We start from the raw sequence: 15,721 nt of genomic DNA, 5'->3' as shown, positions 1-15,721 counted from the left end.
AGCTTGAGCATGCTGATGCTGACTTGTCCGTATTGCGGCCCCCGGGCCGAAACGGAATTCACCTGCGGCGGCGAAGCCGACATCGTCCGCCCACAAGATTGCGACACCCTGACCGACGCCCAATGGGCCGACTACGCGTTCATGCGCAAGAACGTGCGCGGCCGTGCGCGCGAGCAATGGCAGCACGCCCACGGCTGCCGCCGTTGGTTCCTGGCCGAGCGCGACACCGTCAGCCACGAGTTCCACGGGTTCCATACGTTTGAGCAGGCGGCGGGAGAGCGCAGATGACGCAGACGCATCGGCTGTCGAACCGCGGGCGGATTGACCCGTCCAAATCGGTCGAATTCACGTTCAATGGACGCACCTATTTTGGTTGCCAGGGCGACACCCTGGCCTCGGCGCTGCTGGCCAATGGTGAACATTTCGTGGCGCGCAGCTGGAAGTACCACCGGCCGCGCGGCATCATGACGGCCGGTGTTGACGAGCCGAACGCGCTGGTGCAACTCGAGACCGGCGCGCACACGGTGCCGAACCCCTGCGCGACCACCGTCGAACTCTATGAAGGCTTGCGCGCCAGCAGCGTCAATGCCGCACCCGACCTTGAACGCGACCGCATGGCCGTCTTCCAGCGTCTGGGGCGCTTCATCCCCGCAGGGTTCTACTACAAGACGTTCATGTGGCCGCAACGCTGGTGGCCCCGTTATGAACGGTGGATACGCAAGGCCGGCGGGTTGGGCCAGGCGCCGGCGCTGCCAGACTCCGATCACTACGACAAGCGCTACGCCCATTGCGATGTGCTGGTGGTGGGCGGCGGCCCGGCGGGCTTGGCCGCCGCCATGGCGGCCGGACTGACCGGCTCGCGCGTGATCCTGGTCGACAACCAGCCCGAGCTCGGCGGCAGCCTGCTGGCCCTGCCGTCATTGATCAATGGCGCAGCCAACTCCGAATGGATTCAACGGATGCATGCCGAACTCCAGGGCATGAAGGAAGTCAGGATTCTGACGCGCAGCACGGCGTTCGGCTATCACGACCAGAACCTGCTGACGGTCTGTGAGCAACTGACCGACCACCTGCCGCCCGAGCAACGGCAGGGCGTGCGCCAGCGCTTATGGAAGGTACGCGCCAAACAGGTGGTGCTGGCCACCGGGGCGCATGAGCGGCCCCTGCTGTTTGGCAACAATGACCTGCCCGGCGTCATGCTGGCGTCGGCGGTATCGACGTACGTGCGCCGCTACTGTGTCTTGCCCGGCCAGCTCGTGGTGCTCTACACCAATAACGATGGCGCTTACCGCACGGCGCTGGACTTGCGCGAGCACGGGGCCAACATCACGGTGATCGACCCCCGGCCAGCGGGGCGGGGCGCCTGGCCCGATGCCGTGCGCAGCGCCGGCATCGAGGTCCGCAACGAAACGGTCGTGCTGCAGGCGCGCGGTAAACGCCATGTGAAGGGCGTCGTTGTCGCCGCCTTCGCGCAAGGGCGTGCCGGTCCGGGCAACGAAAAGCTGGCTTGTGACCTGATCGCGGTGTCGGGCGGGTGGAATCCGGTATTGCATCTGCACGCGCAGTCCGGGGGAAAGACGCGTTGGGACGAGGCGCTGGCGTGCTTTGTGCCGGATGGGGCCACGCAGGCGCAGACCAGCGCCGGCGCAGCGAATGGCGAATTCCGGCTCTCGCAGGCGCTGCATGGAGGCGGCGTGGCGGGTGCGCAAGCGGCCATGCGGGCGGGCTTCGATACGGTTAGCCAGTTGTCCTGGCGCACGGTCGACATCTATCAAGACCCGCTGTTGCCGCTTTGGCAGGTGGCCGGGCCGGCGCTTGCGGCGCGGCGCGGCTTGCGGCGCAGCGCGACACAGTTCGTCGACTACCAAAATGACGTGACGGTGGCCGACATCCATCTGGCCGTGCGCGAAGGCTATCACTCGGTCGAGCACGTCAAACGCTATACCGCCATGGGCTTCGGCACCGACCAGGGCAAATTGGGAAACATCAACGGCGCGGCGGTGCTGGCCGACGCCTTGGGCCAAACCATCGCGCAGACGGGCACCACCACCTATCGTCCGAACTACACCCCGGTCACGTTCGGGGTGCTGGCGGGCCGTGAGTTGGGCGACTTCTTCGACCCCATCCGCAAGACCTGCGTGCACGAATGGCATGTGGCGCGGGGCGCGGTATTCGAAGACGTCGGCAACTGGAAGCGCCCTTGGTATTTCCCGCTGCCCGGGGAAAACATGCACGCTGCGGTCGCGCGTGAGTGTCTGGCCGTGCGCAATGGCGTCGGCATGCTGGATGCCTCCACGCTGGGCAAGATCGACGTGCAAGGGCCGGACGCCGCCACCTTGTTGAACTGGGTCTACACCAATCTGTGGACCAAGCTCGAGGTGGGCAAGGGCCGCTATGGCTTGATGCTGGATGAAAACGGCATGGTGTTCGACGACGGCGTCACCATGCGCCTGGGCGAGCAGCATTTCCTGATGAGCACCACCACCGGCGGCGCAGCCCCCGTGCTGGCCTGGATGGAGCGCTGGTTGCAGACGGAATGGCCCCATCTGGACGTACACCTGACCACGGTCACCGATCACTTCGCCACGTTTGCGGTAGCCGGGCCGCTCGCGCGAAAAGTGCTCGGCAAGGTTTGCCACGATATCGATTTCTCGAACGAAGCTTTCCCCTTCATGACGTTCCGCGAAGGCACCTTGGCCGGCGTGGGCTGGTCGAGTCCGGCGCGCATCATGCGGATCAGCTTTTCCGGTGAATTGTCCTACGAGGTGAACGTGCCGGCCAATCTGGGGCGGCGCGTCTGGAACGCCTTGATGGAGGCCGGCCGCGAATACGGCATCACGCCTTACGGCACCGAAGCCATGCACGTGCTGCGCGCGGAAAAGGGCTTCATCATCGTCGGCCAGGATACCGATGGCTCCGTCACGCCGCAGGATCTCGGCATGGGCGGGCTGGTCGCCAAGTCCAAGGATTGCCTGGGCAAGCGTTCGCTCGCGCGCACGCACACGGCAGGCGGCAAGCGCAAACAGCTGGTTGGCCTGCTGGCACGAGACGCGTCCCTGGTGCTTCCCGAAGGCAGCCAGATCATGAACCAGCCCAGCCGCGCGCCGATTGCGCCGATGATCGGCCACGTGACGTCCAGCTACATGAGCCCCACGCTGAATCGCTCGATCGCGCTGGCGTTGGTGCAGGATGGCCACACAAGAATGGGGCAGCTCGTTGAAGTGGCGTTGCCCACCGGTGGATTCATGCCGGCCACCATTGGCAGCCCGGTTTTCTACGACCCCGAAGGAGGGCGTCAGCATGTGGACTGAATCGCATCAGGAATCGCCCCTGCACAGCCTAGCGCCCTTGCGCTCGCCCGCTGATTCGGAAGACGCCCGGCGTCTGCGCATCGTCGAGCGGCCATTTTTGGATTTGGCGGTATTGCGGGGTAATGCGCGGTCGCCTGCGTTCGTGCAGACGATTGAACGCACGCTGGGCACCGCTCCGCCCGTGGCGCCCAACACGGTGGCGCATGGCCATCGGTATTTGATGGCCTGGATGGGGCCGGATGAATGGTGGGTGCAATCGTTGATGCCCGCACGGCCCGCACTGGAGCCGACGCTACGCCCGTCGTTGCTTGGGCAATCCGCGTGCGTGGTGGACGTCAGCAGCGGGTACACGGTGTTGGAACTGCGCGGCGAACATGTGCGCGACGTGCTTGAAAAGGGGTGCCCGCTGGATTTGCATCCTCGTGTGTTCGGCGCCGGGCAATGCGCGCAAAGCCATTACTTCAAGGCCGGCGTCATGGTGCGTGCATTAAACGATGGCGGCGTAGAGGCCGTGGTGCGCCGCAGTTTTGCGKACTATGTGGGCCGAATGCTGCTGGACGCCGCCCGGGAATATCTGCCGTGAACATGCCTGCGGGATCTTCCCAAGGCATTCCGTGACATTCCGAGCGCGCATGAAAAAAGGGCCCGGAGGCCCTTTTTCAATGATTCGCAGCAAGGCGGTAAACCGGATGCTGCCAATCCAAATATGGAGCGGGAGACGAGTCTCGAACTCGCGACCTCAACCTTGGCAAGGTTGCGCTCTACCAACTGAGCTACTCCCGCGTACGCTGCTTATTTTGCAAGCGAGGCAGAAGTATACCCAATTTTTAGAAAAATGCACGCCGAATAAAAAAATGCGTCATGACGCCAGGGGACGGCCCGGTTTCGCCAAGGGCGCGCCGACGCCTGTCTGCGCCTGAGTGTGAGCCCGAGCCTGATCCGGGATCTGAGCCTGAACCTGGCGTTGCTTGCGCACCCGCAAGCGCATGCGCGCCAGCGTGTCATCCCGGCTGACGTAGTGGTGCCACAGCGCCGCGCCGATATGCAGCGCCAGCAGGCCATACAACATCCAGGCCAGCACGTCGTGCGCCCAGATCGCGGTAATGACCAGCGCGGGGTCGGCTGCCACCAGACGCGGGAACTCCAGGCTGGTCAGCGGCAACGGGATCGCAAAGCCCTTGGCGTTGACGATGATCCAGCCCAGCAGGCATTCCGCCAGGATGAACGCATAGATCGCCAAGTGCACGGCATGGGCGCAAGCGTCCTGCATGCAGAATCCGGCCGCTGCGGCGCGGCGGCGCGTCATGCGCACAAGCGCGCGCGCCAGCGTGACCAGCAATAGCGCCATGCCGCAGCCGATGTGCAAGATCATCACCCATCGCATCGGGATGGCGGTGTGGCTCACCAGCAAATGGCGAATTTCCCCGCTGAGCGCGAGCACGGTCATCAGGCTGACGCTCAGCCAATGCAGGGCGATCTGCGCCCGGGTATAGGCCTGTGCGGCCACGGGGTCGAGGGGGCGGGCAACGCCGGGATTCATGGATCTTCCTTCTAGCGGGGCCGGGCTGCGCACGCGAAGGGCGAGGCAGGGCCAAAGAGGCGTGATTGAAGCGCCCCATGCCCCGCCGCACCACCTTCCTCAACGCTTCTTCAAACCGGTTGAAGTTCTTTTTAGAAACGTTGAGGCACTGGGGTGCGCATGGAAATATGCGGTCCTGCGAAGAGATTTCCCGTCATTGATGCGGTCCGGCAACGCCGGCGCATGGAACCACCATCGTTCTTCACGGTGCTGGCCTCTTCTTGCCTTCCACCATGAGTTGCCGCCACGCGGCATTCCTCCATTCAGAAAAGCGGACACATGAAGACACTTAACTTCCGACGCCGTCTCGGCTTGCAGCAAGGCTTTACCTTGCTGGAGCTGCTGGTCGTGCTGTTGATCATCGCGTTGCTGGCCGGCTATGTCGGCCCCAAGCTGTTCTCCCAGGTCGACCGGGCCAAGGTGAAGGCGACGCAGGCGCAGATGAAAACGCTGGGCGACGCCCTGACGCAATATCGCCTGGACGTCGGCAGTTATCCGACGACCGAGCAGGGATTGCAAGCATTGAATAAACAACCTCAAGGCACGCCCAACTGGCACGGCCCGTATCTGGCGAAGGACGTGCCGGCGGACGCCTGGGGCCGTCCGTATATCTTGAACGTGCCGGGTCGCAGCAGCGATGCCGAGGTGGTGTCTTATGGCGAAGAAGGCCGGGCGGGAGGCAACGGTGAGTTGGTCTACGGCCTCTAAATCGACGGCGCTTGCCGCGCTGGCCGCGCTGACGTTCAGCACGGGCGCCGCCGCCAACTGCTGGCAGGAATCGGGCGACCGCCACGGCGTTGATCCGCTGTTGCTGTATTCGATCGCCAAGGTGGAGTCGTCGCTGAACCCGCGCGCCGTCAATCAAAACACCAACGGCACGCAAGACGTCGGGCTGATGCAGATCAACAGCATCCATCTGACGTGGCTGGCCAAGCGTGGCATCACGCGCCAGCAGCTGCTGGACGAGCCGTGCCTGTCCATTGATGTGGGCGCCGAAATTCTGGCCGACTTCATTAAGCGCTATGGCTACACGTGGCGGGCAGTGGGCGCCTACAACGCCGGTGGCGCGGATTCCCGCGAAGAGGCGCGCAAGCGGTATGTGAAGCGCGTGTGGCAACACTACCTGGTTCTGGCGCAGGCGCGTGACGACAAGGTCCGCCAGGCGCAACTGGCGCGGCAATGACATGAATGAGTTCCGAATCAGCCTGCTCAGGCAGGGAGAGGTGCGCGTGCAGACCGTGCGCGCCGCCAACGAAAGCGAAGCGCGTGCGCAGGTCGGCGAAGCCGACGGCATGGTGCTGGAAGTCAAGCGCGCGCCCGCCGGCCGGCGTCATGCCGCGCAGCGCAAGCAGGGCTTCTCGTTGGGCTTGCTGCTTCAGGAACTCTCAACCTTGCTTGAGGCCGGCCTGGCGTTGATCGAAGCGCTGGAGGCCTTGAGCGACAAGGCGGGCCAGGGCAACAAGGCGCTGCAAGCCACGCTGACCGGCGTGCTGCGGTCGCTGTATCAGGGCTTGCCGTTGTCTAAGGCCATGCAGGCGCAGCCTTCGGTGTTTCCGGCCTTGCTGGTGGCGACGGTGGCCTCAGCGGAAGGCAGCGGGCAGTTGCCGACGGTGCTCAAGCGCTATCAGTACTACGAGCTGCGCATCGAGAACATCCGCAAGAAAGTGGTGGGTGCGCTCGTGTACCCGCTGGTGGTGATTGCGGTGGGCTTCGGCATTTTGCTGTTCATGCTGTTTTTCGTGGTGCCGCGCTTTGCCGTTGTCTTCGAAAGCATGCGCGAACTGCCGGCCACGGCGGAAGCGATGCTGTGGTGGGCAAGGCTCGTGCAGTCCGACGGCGAATGGTTGGGCGCCGGCATCGGCGCGACCCTGCTGGTCACCGCGCTGGTGCTGCGCACGCAACGCATGAAGGCGGCGTTGATGAATCTGTTCTGGCGTATGCCCAAGCTGCGTGATGTGGGCAACCTGTTCGTGCTGGCGCGTTTTTATCGCACGGTCGGACTGCTGATCGAGGGCGGAACGCCTGCCCTGCAGGCCTTTGAATTATCCGAGCGGATCTTGCCCGCCGCCTATGCGCAGCGCCTGGAGCTGGCGTTGCAGGAGTTGCGGGCAGGGCGCCCGGTGGCCGAGACCTTGACGCGGCACGGGTTGACGACGGCGGTGGCGGAACGGCTGCTGCGCGTAGGAGAGCAAAGCGGAGACCTGGGCGGCATGTGCGAACGCATCGCTCAGTTTCACGACGGCACGCTGGACCATGCCATCGAAGTCTTTGGAAAAGTGTTCGAACCATTGTTGATGCTGGTGGTGGGCGGCCTGGTCGGCGCCATCGTCATCTTGCTGTACATGCCCATCTTCGAGATGGCGGGGAGTCTGGGATGAGTGGCAGTCAAACAATCGAATTCAATCACGACGACACGAACGCGGCGGCGGCTGGCGAGGCCTGGTGGCTGTGGCAAGAGCAGGCCGCTGAACGCAGCGTGGCGCTGTCGGAATACCTGAATGAAGAGCTGGCGCGCCGCCCGGAATTTCTGTCGCCGCTTGCGCAAGCGCTGGGCATGCAGGCGCTAAGCGCCGAGCAGTGCCGCCAGGCTTCACCGCGCTTTGATGCGTTGTCGTTGACCGAGGCGCTGAATTGCCGCGCCGCGCCCTTGGATGTTGATGGCGAGCTGCTGCTGGCGTTGGCCGATCCGTTCTCGCGCGCGGCGCGTTTGAAGCTGCAGTCGATGTTCTCTGGCCGCGTGCTGCGCTTTGCGCTGTGCCCGGCGGGCGTGGTGGACGCGTGGCTGAAGCAGGCTGAAGCCAGCGAGCGGGTGATGGACGGCGTGGCCGTCGACATGGAAGACGATTCGCTCGCCAAGGCGGTTGAGTCGATTTCCCTGGCGTCGCTGGCGAAAGACGAAAGCCCCGTGATCCGCCTAGTCAACATGACGCTCTACGACGGGCTGCAAAGCCGTGCCAGCGATATCCATCTGGAGTCGGATGAAGAAGGCTTGTTGATCCGCTACCGCATCGATGGCGTGATGCTGCGCATCCGTCAGGTGCCGGGGCAGGTGACCGCCAACCAGGTGATGTCGCGCCTGAAGGTGTTGTCCAGCCTGGACATCGCTGAAAAGCGCGTGCCGCAAGACGGCCGTTTCAAAGTTGTGCTGCAGGGGCGGGAAGTGGATTTTCGCGTGTCGATCATGCCGGGCAACCACGGCGAGAACGCCGTGTTGCGTCTGCTGGATCGCTCGCAACGGGGTGACAAGCTCAGCCTGGACACCCTTGGGTTTCCGGCGGAGACGGCGCGGCGCATTCGTGCGCTGGCGCAATTGCCGTATGGGCTGACGCTGATCACCGGCCCGACCGGCAGCGGCAAGTCCACCACGCTGTATGGCGCGCTGTCCGAGCTGAACAGTGGCGACGAAAAGCTGATCACCATCGAAGACCCGGTGGAATACGAGATGGCCGGCATTCTGCAAATTCCGGTCAATGAGAAAAAAGGCCTGACCTTCGCGCGCGGCCTGCGATCGATCCTGCGTCACGACCCGGACACGATCCTGGTCGGCGAAATTCGCGATGCCGAAACGGCCGCCATTGCGGTGCAGTCGGCGCTGACGGGCCACCGGGTGCTGTCGTCCGTGCACGCCAACGACGCGTTCAGCGTGATCGACCGCTTTCTGTACATGGATGTGGAGCCGGCCACGTTTCTGGAATCGCTGAACGGCGTGGTGTCGCAGCGGCTGGTGCGGCGCTTGTGCCCCCATTGCGCACCCAAGGATGAGGCGCGTGCGGGGCCGGGCTGCGAGGCCTGCCGTCACACCGGCTTTCTTGGCCGCATTGCGCTGGCTGAAGTGCTGCGGCTGGATAGCCGCATGAAAAGTGCGCTGCTGGACCGCTCGCCCGAGCGGCGGCTGGAAGCGCTGGCGCACTGCGCTGACTATCAATCGATGCGTGACGCTGCCCACGAGGCGGTGGCGCGTGGACTCACCACTTATCAGGAGGTTTGCCGTGCTGTCGCTATGGAATGAACAAACCGTGCTGATCGACGCCGAACACGCGAGCCTGCTCGCGCCGGGCGTCGCGTCTGATGACCGGATGAAAGTCCTGCACGCCGGGGACCCCGCGACCGCCGTGGCGTCGCTGCTGGGTGCCGTCGAGCGGCGCGGGCCGCGCTGGCGCAATCGTTTGAACGTGTGGCTGGGGTACCCCTGGTTTCATGGCCAGTTGCTGGCCTGGCAGCCGGGTTTGAAGGGAGGCGACAGCCACTGGTGCAACTATGCGCAGGCGTTGCTGCGTGAGCGCGGTATTACGGGCTCGCTGCGCGTGCGCCTGGGGGCCGCGCGTTACGGTCAGGCTCGCCTGGCCTTCGCGGCCGACGCCACGATGCTGGATGCGCTGGAGCGCAAAGTGGGCGAACAGGGCTGGACGGTAGCGGGATGCCGCGACGTGCTGTCTGCCAGCGTGCAACGCTTTCGCGGCGCGCTCAGCCATGCCGGCCAATGCCTGGTGCTGGCCGAGCGTACGGCGATGACCTGCCTGTGGCAGTCCGAGCAGGGTTGGCAAGACATGATCACGTTGCAGATGTCGCCTGGGCAATCCGCCGATGCGGGCATTGCCGCCGCGCAAGCGCTTTGCGCCCGCACGACCCCGGCGCAATACGGCTGGGTGTCGACCCTTGGCCCGCAGCAGCTTCCTCCCGCGGCGCAAGCGCGCTGGCTGGGCTTTCCGCATGCAATGTTAGCGGAGCGGACATGGCCGGCTTGAATAGAAACACGCCCGACTTCCGCAAGCGCAAGACCGCGAATCCGCTCGCGATCGCGGCGGTGCTGCTGCTCTTGGCCGTCGGCTTGCTGAGTGCCTGGCGCGAATGGGATGTGGCGGCGCTGCGCAGCGAAGTGACCCAGCTGGATGACCGGCTTGCCAACCAACGCATGCTGCATGAGCGCGAACTGCGCCGCATGCAGGCGCAGTCACCCGAAGAACGAAAGGTGGATGCCTTGTTGTCGGCGCAAAGCGCCGAAGACCGGCTGCGGCCGAAGTTGTTGCGCGCGATTGAGGCGGCCTGGGCGCCGCGGATTGCGGTCATGAACCTGAAGATTGAATTGGCGGGAAAGGCCGCGTCGTTGGAACTCATGACCGCGGATCTGAGCGAGATCTTTGCGTTCGCCGCGCGCATGAACGAACCCGAATCGGGCATGCGCGCCACGGTGATGCGCCATGGCATCAAGTCGGGCGATCCTAACCTGGCCACGATGGCCACCGTACGGGTGGAGCTGCGATGAATGCCTTTCGATCACTCAAGTTGCGTGTTGCCGCCATGCGGCAGGGCAACGGACTGGCATGGCTGCGCTGGCATGGGCAGCGCTGTGCGGAGCGCCTGGGCCGCGGCGGCATGTTGGCCCTGGTCGCTGCGCTTGTCTTGCTCGCCCACTTCATTGTGGTGCTTTGGCCAGAGAAGAACGAACTGCAGAACCGGGCCATGGAAATGTATGGGGAACTGCACGCGTGCAGCCCGTCGATCGAGCCGCCTGGCAATGACATGACTGCGCTGCGCGTGCAGATGCGGCTGGACCCCGACCAGCGCAAGCTGGAAATCATGGGTGAGCTGCTGCGCGCGGGCCTGCTGCTGGTGGATATTCAGTATCAGGGCGAAGACACCATTCAGGGCCGGCTGCGCCGCACGTCGCTGGATATTACGGCCATCGGTTCGTACCAGGACGTTTCCACGGGGCTGCGCAAGCTGGCCGAGCATCCGCTGCTGCGCCTGGAGTCGCTGGCGCTGGACAGGCAGAGGCCGGAAAACATGCTGGTCAACATAAAGATGCGCTTGAGCATGTTGGGAGTCGTGTAATGAAGCGCCTGATGAGAGTCACGCTGGGAGCGATGCTACTGGCCGCCGCGACGTCGGCAGCCAGCAATGACGCGGCCAGCAATGAAGACGTGGTGAACGAAGCTGCTGTGATTGACGCAGTCGTCAATGAAGCAGCCGGCGGTGACGCAACCGTCAATGAAGCAACCGGCAGTGACGCAGCCGCGAATGACGCAGCCGCCGAGGAAGCAGCCGGCGATGAAGCAACCGCCAATGAAGCACCCGCCAATGAAGCACCCGCCAATGAAGCACCCGCGGATGCTCCCGTCGGGTCCGAGGACGCCCGCGTTGAGGAACCCGCGATCCCGCAAGAAGTCGACCTGTTTCCGTCGCAGCCTTGGGCGTCGCTAGTGGGCGGCAATACGCCGCAAGCGCCGAACGGCGCGGCCGGTTCGGACACGTCGCCGGCGGCGGAACCAGACGCCTTGGCGCCGGAACAGGCCAAGGGTGAGCCGGAGCTTGTGCGGGTTCCCATTCATGCCGTCGGTGAGTGGATCGATGACGCGCACCGCATTGTCGTGCTGGAGAGTCAGGGGCAAACCTATCTGCTCTGCCAGCGTTGCAGCATCGCCGATGCCTTGCGGCCGGGCGACACGGTTGCGCAGCAGTACCAATTCAAGGCATTGGAGCCCTCGCGCGCGGTGCTGATCGACCCGAAAGGGCGAGAACAACACGTCGACCTGGCGCCCTTGGCGCAGTAGACCCAGCGCCTGCGGGCGCACGCCGCCGATGGCTGGCGTCACGTCAAATTAGGAAAGAAAATGATGAGCTTCAAACCTGCCGCACTGGCGGTTTCACTGACCGTCGCGCTTAGCGGTTGCGCGGCGCCCGAGTCATTCAAGCGGGCGCTGGGCGCATCGCCTCCCCCGACCGCCTCCGAGCGTCTGGCCGCTGGCCGCGCACAACTGGCCAACAATCCCAACGACATCGAAGCGAACAAGAACGTGGTCCGCGACGACATCGCCGTGGCGCGCGAGATCCTGCAACGTGTGCGCGTGAAGATGGAAGCGGGCGACGAGCAGGAAGCGTTGGAAGAGGTGCACGAACTGCTGGCGATGAACCCGGGCAACATGCGCGGGCAACAGTTGAAGGCGCAGCTGGAGCAGCGTATCCATCTGAAAGAAGAGCTGGCCGAGGCCGCCGCCATGCAGCACGACCGTCCGGCCGAAGCGCTGTACAAGGTCAACCGAATTCTGCAAGAGCAGCCGGGCTATGCGCAGGCCGAAGCGTTGCGCAACCAGATGCAGCGCCGTGATGCGGGGCGCAACGCGGCCCGGCCCAGGCTGGCTGACGCCATGCGCAAGCCGGTGTCGCTGAACTTCAAGTCGCAGCCCATTGTGCAGATCCTGGACGCGATCTCGCTGGCGGCCGGCGTGGACTTTGTGCTGGACCCGGACGTGCAGACGACCATGCCGGCCAGCATCATGGCCCGGCAGACCACGGCGGAAGACGCGATCAACCTGTTGTTGCGCACCAATCAGCTGGAAAAGAAGGTGCTGGACCAGCACAGCCTCTTGATCTACCCGGCGCGCGCGGACAAGGAAAAGGAATACCGCGAGCTCATGGTGCGCGTGTTCTACCTGGATCAGGCAAACGCGACGCATGTGCTGGCGGCCTTGCGGCAGATCAGCGCGCCGAAGAATGTGCATCTGGATGAGCGCACCAACGCGGTGCTGGTGCGCGACACGCCAGAAGTCATGGCGGTGGTGGAGCGGGTGGTGGCGGCGCTGGACATCGCGCAGTCGGAAGTGACGATGGACGTGCAAGTCCTGGAAGTGAACGCCAATGACGAGCTGGAAGTCGGCGTTGACTACCCCAGCGATCTACGCTTTTCGATTCTGCCCCAAGGCGAAAGCGGCAGGGTCACCGTGCGCGACCTGCTGAACCTGAACCAGGGCAAGGTCGGCGTGGGCAGCCGCAATGATCTTTCTGTGGCGCTGAACATGCTGCAAAAGCGGGGCAAGACGAAGGTGCTGGCCAATCCGAAGATCCGGGTGCGCAACATGGAGAAGGCCAGCATCAAGATCGGCGAAAAGGTGCCGGTGGTGACGACGACGAACGCCAACGGCGTGGTGACGGAATCGGTGAACTATCAGGATGTGGGGTTGATCCTGCAAGTGGAACCGCGCATCAGCCTGAGCAACGAAGTCAGCGTCAAGGTCAGCATGGAAGTCAGCAACCTCAAAGGCGAGGTCAAGACGGCGGGCGGCGGCATCGTCTACCCGATGAGCACCCGTAACGCTGAAACGGTGATGACCGCACGCGATGGTGAAACCCAGGTGCTGGCCGGCCTGGTGAACCAGCAGCAGACGCGCAGCAGCAGCGGCTTGCCAGGCCTGAGCGTGATGGGATGGCTGGGCAGCCTGTTCGGCGGCCAGAAGAAGACGGATCAAACCACCGAGATCGTCTTGCTGCTGACGCCCCACATCGAACGTTCGATGGCGCTGCCGTCGGCCTCCGACAGCTACTTCCCGTCGGGCACGGAGTCGCGCGTTACGGTGGTTCCGATGACGACGCAAGCCCCGGCGCCCGCACCGGCGGCGCCGGCTGTGGCGGCGGGTGAAGCGTCCCCGGCGCTGGATGCGGCGCTGGCGAAGCCGCCGTTCTAAGGCGCCAGCATGCGTAAGCAATCCGGGTTCACGTTGATCGAGATGCTGGCGGCAATGACGTTGCTGGCCTTGCTGCTGAGCGTGGCGGTGCCGTTCTCGGCGCTGGTGAAGCAGCGCGCCAAGGAGACCGAACTGCGCCACAGCCTGCAAGTCATCCGAAACGCAATTGACGCCTATTACCAGGCCAGCCGCGAAGGCAAGATCGAGAAGTCGGTGGACCGCAGTGGTTACCCGCCTGATCTCGACAGCCTGGTCAAAGGGGTGCAGGACAAGACAGACCCCAATGGCGGCAACATTTACTTCCTGCGCCGCCTGCCCGCGGACCCCATGTGCGAACACTGCGAGGGACGCGCGGCGGCCGACACCTGGGACACGCGCAGTTATGACAGTTCGGCGGAATCTTTTTCGTCGGGCCGAGATGTATTTGATGTGCGGTCCAAGAACCGCCGAGAGGGTATCAATGGCATTCCATACACGGCGTGGTAGGCGCGCATGCGCCGGCTTCACACTGATCGAGCTGCTGGCCGTCATGGCCATCATCGGCGCGTTGATGTCGCTGGTTGCGCCGTCATTCCTGAAAAGCAACGACCGCGCACGCGAAACCGTGCTGCGGCACAACCTGCAAGCGATCCGGCATGCGCTGGACGACTACCGCGCGGATCATGGCGGTAACCCCGACACGCTGGAAGCGCTGGTCTCTGCCCGCTATCTGCGCGAGTTGCCGATGGACCCGGTTACGGGTCGGCGTGATAGCTGGCAGCCGCAGCGTGGGGAAGAGAGCGGGGTGAATGACGTGATCAGCGGCGCCAAGGGCACCGGCCTGGATGGGCTTGATTATGCAAGCTGGTAGGCGCGGCGGCGCGCGTGAGGAAGGCTCGGCGTACCTGGCAATCTTGATGCTGGTGCTGGCCGTGTCCACCGGCCTGGCCGCGGTGGCGCAGCCCTGGCATACCAAGAAGCTGCGCGAACAAGAGGCGGAATTGCTGTTCATCGGCAAACAGTTTCAGCGGGCCTTGGCGTCTTACTACCGGTCAGGCACGGCGCCCGCCTATCCGAAGACGATGGAGGCGCTGCTCAAGGACGACCGGGTGTCGTTCACGCGACGGCATTTGCGCCGTGTGTACACGGACCCGATCACGGGCAGCCAGGAATGGGGCATCGTCAAATCGCCAGACGGAGGAATCATGGGCGTGTACAGCCTGTCGGAACGCGCGCCGCTCAAGCAGGATGGCTTTGATGCGGAACTTGGGGACTTGTCGGGCAAGTCCAGTTATCAGGACTGGAAGTTTGTTTTCTTCGACGCAATGTGATCGTGGGGGGAACTCCATGCGGAGAGGGAGATCTTGATAAAGCGTCAGGAAATCAAGCGTCAGGAAATCAAGGGCCAGGGAATCAAGCGCTAGGGAATCAAGCACCTGGGGGTCAAGCATCCCGGTTCGCGTGAACAGATGGCCAGAACACAGATAGTCAAAAGATTGCGAATTTTCGTCAGATTTTGATAATTGTCTTGCGCCTATTTTCTTTGAGAAAGTTCTTATTGTTGCTGCTATCCCCGCATGAAATCATTCTTCCGGGGTATCAAATGTGATTGCCGGAATAGAAAAATAGTCATTCGGGAATTGCCGCCAATAGGAAATCTACTGAATGATCGTCGCGATTCTCGAAGACTCTCCCGCTCAGGTTGAGTGGGTTACCAAGCTGCTGCAACGCCATGGCCATCAGGTCTACACACGAGGCGATGGCGACAGCTTTATCGCCTTGCTGAAAACGCAGCCGGCTGACGTCGTGCTGTTGGACTGGGAAGTGCCGGGCGCCTCCGGCATGGCCGTGCTGAAGTGGGCGCGCAGCAATATGTCGCCCAAGCTGCCCATCCTGATGGTGACCCAGCGCGACGACGAAGAAAGCATCGTTCAGGCGTTGAACCAGGGCGCTGATGACTACCTGCAAAAGCCCGTGCGTGAACGCGAACTGCTGGCGCGCATGACTGCGCAGTTGCGCAAGTCGCAACGGGACGAAGCCAATAGCGCGCTATTCCAGGTGGGGCACTTCGCTTTCAACCTGGAAGCCAAAACCGTCACCGTCGATGGGCGTCCCGTTAACTTGCCGACGCGTGAATTTGATTTGGCCACGCTGTTGTTCAGGAACCCCGGACGCATCATCACCAAAGATGCGCTCAGCAAACACATCTGGGGCACGGCTGATCGCAAGTACGACGCCAGCTTGGCGACTTACGTCAGCAATCTGCGCTCGTCGCTTGGCCTGCGCTCGCGTAATGGCTACGTGATCGCCACCGTATACAACTACGGCTATCGCTTGGAACGCATGCATTGATTCGCGGGCCGTCTTCACGGCTTTGCCGAGTGTTCTGCCAC

General features: G+C 63.6%; 17 protein-coding genes and 1 tRNA gene. 16 read left to right on the top strand and 2 right to left on the bottom strand.

The annotated features are described in order from the left end of the window. The first annotated feature begins 9 nt into the window (after positions 1–9). From AC1DB0_RS21875 to AC1DB0_RS21865, 3 genes are read left to right on the top strand one after another with little or no spacing between them, the layout of a single operon-like run. The gene (locus AC1DB0_RS21875) at positions 10–288 is read left to right on the top strand and encodes a sarcosine oxidase subunit delta (protein WP_054424487.1); all 279 of its coding nucleotides are present in this window, start codon (positions 10–12) and stop codon (positions 286–288) included. Then, positions 285–3,311 carry a sarcosine oxidase subunit alpha family protein gene (locus AC1DB0_RS21870; RefSeq protein WP_476758735.1) on the top strand — a complete coding sequence of 1,009 codons (3,027 nt, stop codon included), beginning with the start codon at positions 285–287 and terminating at the stop codon, positions 3,309–3,311. The genes AC1DB0_RS21875 and AC1DB0_RS21870 overlap by 4 nt, the downstream gene beginning before the upstream one ends. Continuing rightward, complete coding sequence (locus AC1DB0_RS21865; RefSeq protein ID WP_476758734.1) at positions 3,301–3,894, top strand: sarcosine oxidase subunit gamma; 594 nt, start codon at positions 3,301–3,303, stop codon at positions 3,892–3,894. Before AC1DB0_RS21870 ends, AC1DB0_RS21865 begins: the two co-directional genes overlap by 11 nt. A 124-nt stretch (positions 3,895–4,018) precedes the next feature. On the opposite strand, the gene AC1DB0_RS21860 is transcribed toward AC1DB0_RS21865, so the two are convergent. Then, positions 4,019–4,094 (bottom strand) — tRNA-Gly (locus AC1DB0_RS21860). 76 nt (positions 4,095–4,170) lie between these two features. Further along, positions 4,171–4,851 (bottom strand): cytochrome b, encoded by a 681-nt coding sequence (locus AC1DB0_RS21855; RefSeq protein ID WP_476757780.1) that lies wholly within the window; start codon positions 4,849–4,851, stop codon positions 4,171–4,173. 318 nt (positions 4,852–5,169) lie between these two features. Here AC1DB0_RS21855 and gspG point away from each other — a divergent pair, with 318 nt between their 5' ends. The 13 genes from gspG (at position 5,170) to AC1DB0_RS21790 (ending at position 15,680) form a co-directional block, all read left to right on the top strand. Continuing rightward, positions 5,170–5,598 (top strand): type II secretion system major pseudopilin GspG, encoded by a 429-nt coding sequence (gspG, locus tag AC1DB0_RS21850; protein WP_054424480.1) that lies wholly within the window; start codon positions 5,170–5,172, stop codon positions 5,596–5,598. Then, on the top strand, positions 5,576–6,073 hold the full coding sequence (locus AC1DB0_RS21845; protein WP_245636356.1) for a lytic transglycosylase domain-containing protein: 498 nt from the start codon (positions 5,576–5,578) through the stop codon (positions 6,071–6,073). The genes gspG and AC1DB0_RS21845 overlap by 23 nt, the downstream gene beginning before the upstream one ends. 1 nt (position 6,074) lies before the next feature. Beyond that, positions 6,075–7,268, top strand: coding sequence for a type II secretion system F family protein (locus AC1DB0_RS21840; RefSeq protein WP_476758733.1), 1,194 nt, complete (start codon positions 6,075–6,077; stop codon positions 7,266–7,268). Further along, a complete protein-coding gene (locus tag AC1DB0_RS21835; protein ID WP_245636355.1) occupies positions 7,265–8,899 on the top strand; it encodes a GspE/PulE family protein in 1,635 nt (544 codons plus the stop codon). Before AC1DB0_RS21840 ends, AC1DB0_RS21835 begins: the two co-directional genes overlap by 4 nt. After that, positions 8,880–9,635 (top strand): hypothetical protein, encoded by a 756-nt coding sequence (locus AC1DB0_RS21830; protein ID WP_476757778.1) that lies wholly within the window; start codon positions 8,880–8,882, stop codon positions 9,633–9,635. Before AC1DB0_RS21835 ends, AC1DB0_RS21830 begins: the two co-directional genes overlap by 20 nt. Beyond that, positions 9,623–10,153, top strand: a complete 531-nt coding sequence (locus AC1DB0_RS21825; protein ID WP_476757777.1) for a hypothetical protein — start codon at positions 9,623–9,625, stop codon at positions 10,151–10,153. Before AC1DB0_RS21830 ends, AC1DB0_RS21825 begins: the two co-directional genes overlap by 13 nt. Beyond that, a complete protein-coding gene (locus tag AC1DB0_RS21820; RefSeq protein ID WP_476757776.1) occupies positions 10,150–10,722 on the top strand; it encodes a hypothetical protein in 573 nt (190 codons plus the stop codon). Before AC1DB0_RS21825 ends, AC1DB0_RS21820 begins: the two co-directional genes overlap by 4 nt. Next, on the top strand, positions 10,722–11,441 hold the full coding sequence (locus AC1DB0_RS21815; RefSeq protein ID WP_476757775.1) for a hypothetical protein: 720 nt from the start codon (positions 10,722–10,724) through the stop codon (positions 11,439–11,441). The genes AC1DB0_RS21820 and AC1DB0_RS21815 overlap by 1 nt, the downstream gene beginning before the upstream one ends. 60 nt (positions 11,442–11,501) lie before the next feature. Next, a complete protein-coding gene (locus tag AC1DB0_RS21810) occupies positions 11,502–13,349 on the top strand; it encodes a secretin N-terminal domain-containing protein (RefSeq protein WP_476757774.1) in 1,848 nt (615 codons plus the stop codon). Between the two features lie 9 nt (positions 13,350–13,358). Beyond that, a complete protein-coding gene (locus tag AC1DB0_RS21805) occupies positions 13,359–13,835 on the top strand; it encodes a type II secretion system protein (protein WP_054424468.1) in 477 nt (158 codons plus the stop codon). Continuing rightward, positions 13,810–14,199 carry a type II secretion system protein gene (locus AC1DB0_RS21800; RefSeq protein WP_054424466.1) on the top strand — a complete coding sequence of 130 codons (390 nt, stop codon included), beginning with the start codon at positions 13,810–13,812 and terminating at the stop codon, positions 14,197–14,199. The genes AC1DB0_RS21805 and AC1DB0_RS21800 overlap by 26 nt, the downstream gene beginning before the upstream one ends. Continuing rightward, positions 14,186–14,659 (top strand): type II secretion system protein, encoded by a 474-nt coding sequence (locus AC1DB0_RS21795; RefSeq protein WP_175170842.1) that lies wholly within the window; start codon positions 14,186–14,188, stop codon positions 14,657–14,659. The genes AC1DB0_RS21800 and AC1DB0_RS21795 overlap by 14 nt, the downstream gene beginning before the upstream one ends. 334 nt (positions 14,660–14,993) lie before the next feature. Next, positions 14,994–15,680 (top strand): response regulator transcription factor, encoded by a 687-nt coding sequence (locus AC1DB0_RS21790; RefSeq protein WP_175170843.1) that lies wholly within the window; start codon positions 14,994–14,996, stop codon positions 15,678–15,680. Positions 15,681–15,721 lie beyond the last annotated feature (41 nt).

It is taken from the genome of Achromobacter sp. 10T422 (genome assembly GCF_056394065.1).
The sequence above is the reverse complement of the archived record's forward strand: the minus strand, read 5'-3'. Positions and strand labels throughout refer to the sequence as shown.

Bases quoted from the DNA above. Each gene is read 5' to 3' on its own strand.
- AC1DB0_RS21875 (WP_054424487.1), top strand. From the start codon at position 10: ATGCTGATGCTGACTTGTCCGTATTGCGGCCCCCGGGCCGAAACGGAA.
- AC1DB0_RS21870 (WP_476758735.1), top strand. From the start codon at position 285: ATGACGCAGACGCATCGGCTGTCGAACCGCGGGCGGATTGACCCGTCC.
- AC1DB0_RS21855 (WP_476757780.1), bottom strand. From the start codon at position 4,851: ATGAATCCCGGCGTTGCCCGCCCCCTCGACCCCGTGGCCGCACAGGCC.
- gspG (WP_054424480.1), top strand. From the start codon at position 5,170: ATGAAGACACTTAACTTCCGACGCCGTCTCGGCTTGCAGCAAGGCTTT.
- AC1DB0_RS21840 (WP_476758733.1), top strand. From the start codon at position 6,075: ATGAATGAGTTCCGAATCAGCCTGCTCAGGCAGGGAGAGGTGCGCGTG.
- AC1DB0_RS21835 (WP_245636355.1), top strand. From the start codon at position 7,265: ATGAGTGGCAGTCAAACAATCGAATTCAATCACGACGACACGAACGCG.
- AC1DB0_RS21825 (WP_476757777.1), top strand. From the start codon at position 9,623: ATGGCCGGCTTGAATAGAAACACGCCCGACTTCCGCAAGCGCAAGACC.
- AC1DB0_RS21820 (WP_476757776.1), top strand. From the start codon at position 10,150: ATGAATGCCTTTCGATCACTCAAGTTGCGTGTTGCCGCCATGCGGCAG.
- AC1DB0_RS21815 (WP_476757775.1), top strand. From the start codon at position 10,722: ATGAAGCGCCTGATGAGAGTCACGCTGGGAGCGATGCTACTGGCCGCC.
- AC1DB0_RS21810 (WP_476757774.1), top strand. From the start codon at position 11,502: ATGATGAGCTTCAAACCTGCCGCACTGGCGGTTTCACTGACCGTCGCG.
- AC1DB0_RS21805 (WP_054424468.1), top strand. From the start codon at position 13,359: ATGCGTAAGCAATCCGGGTTCACGTTGATCGAGATGCTGGCGGCAATG.
- AC1DB0_RS21800 (WP_054424466.1), top strand. From the start codon at position 13,810: ATGGCATTCCATACACGGCGTGGTAGGCGCGCATGCGCCGGCTTCACA.
- AC1DB0_RS21795 (WP_175170842.1), top strand. From the start codon at position 14,186: ATGCAAGCTGGTAGGCGCGGCGGCGCGCGTGAGGAAGGCTCGGCGTAC.
- AC1DB0_RS21790 (WP_175170843.1), top strand. From the start codon at position 14,994: ATGATCGTCGCGATTCTCGAAGACTCTCCCGCTCAGGTTGAGTGGGTT.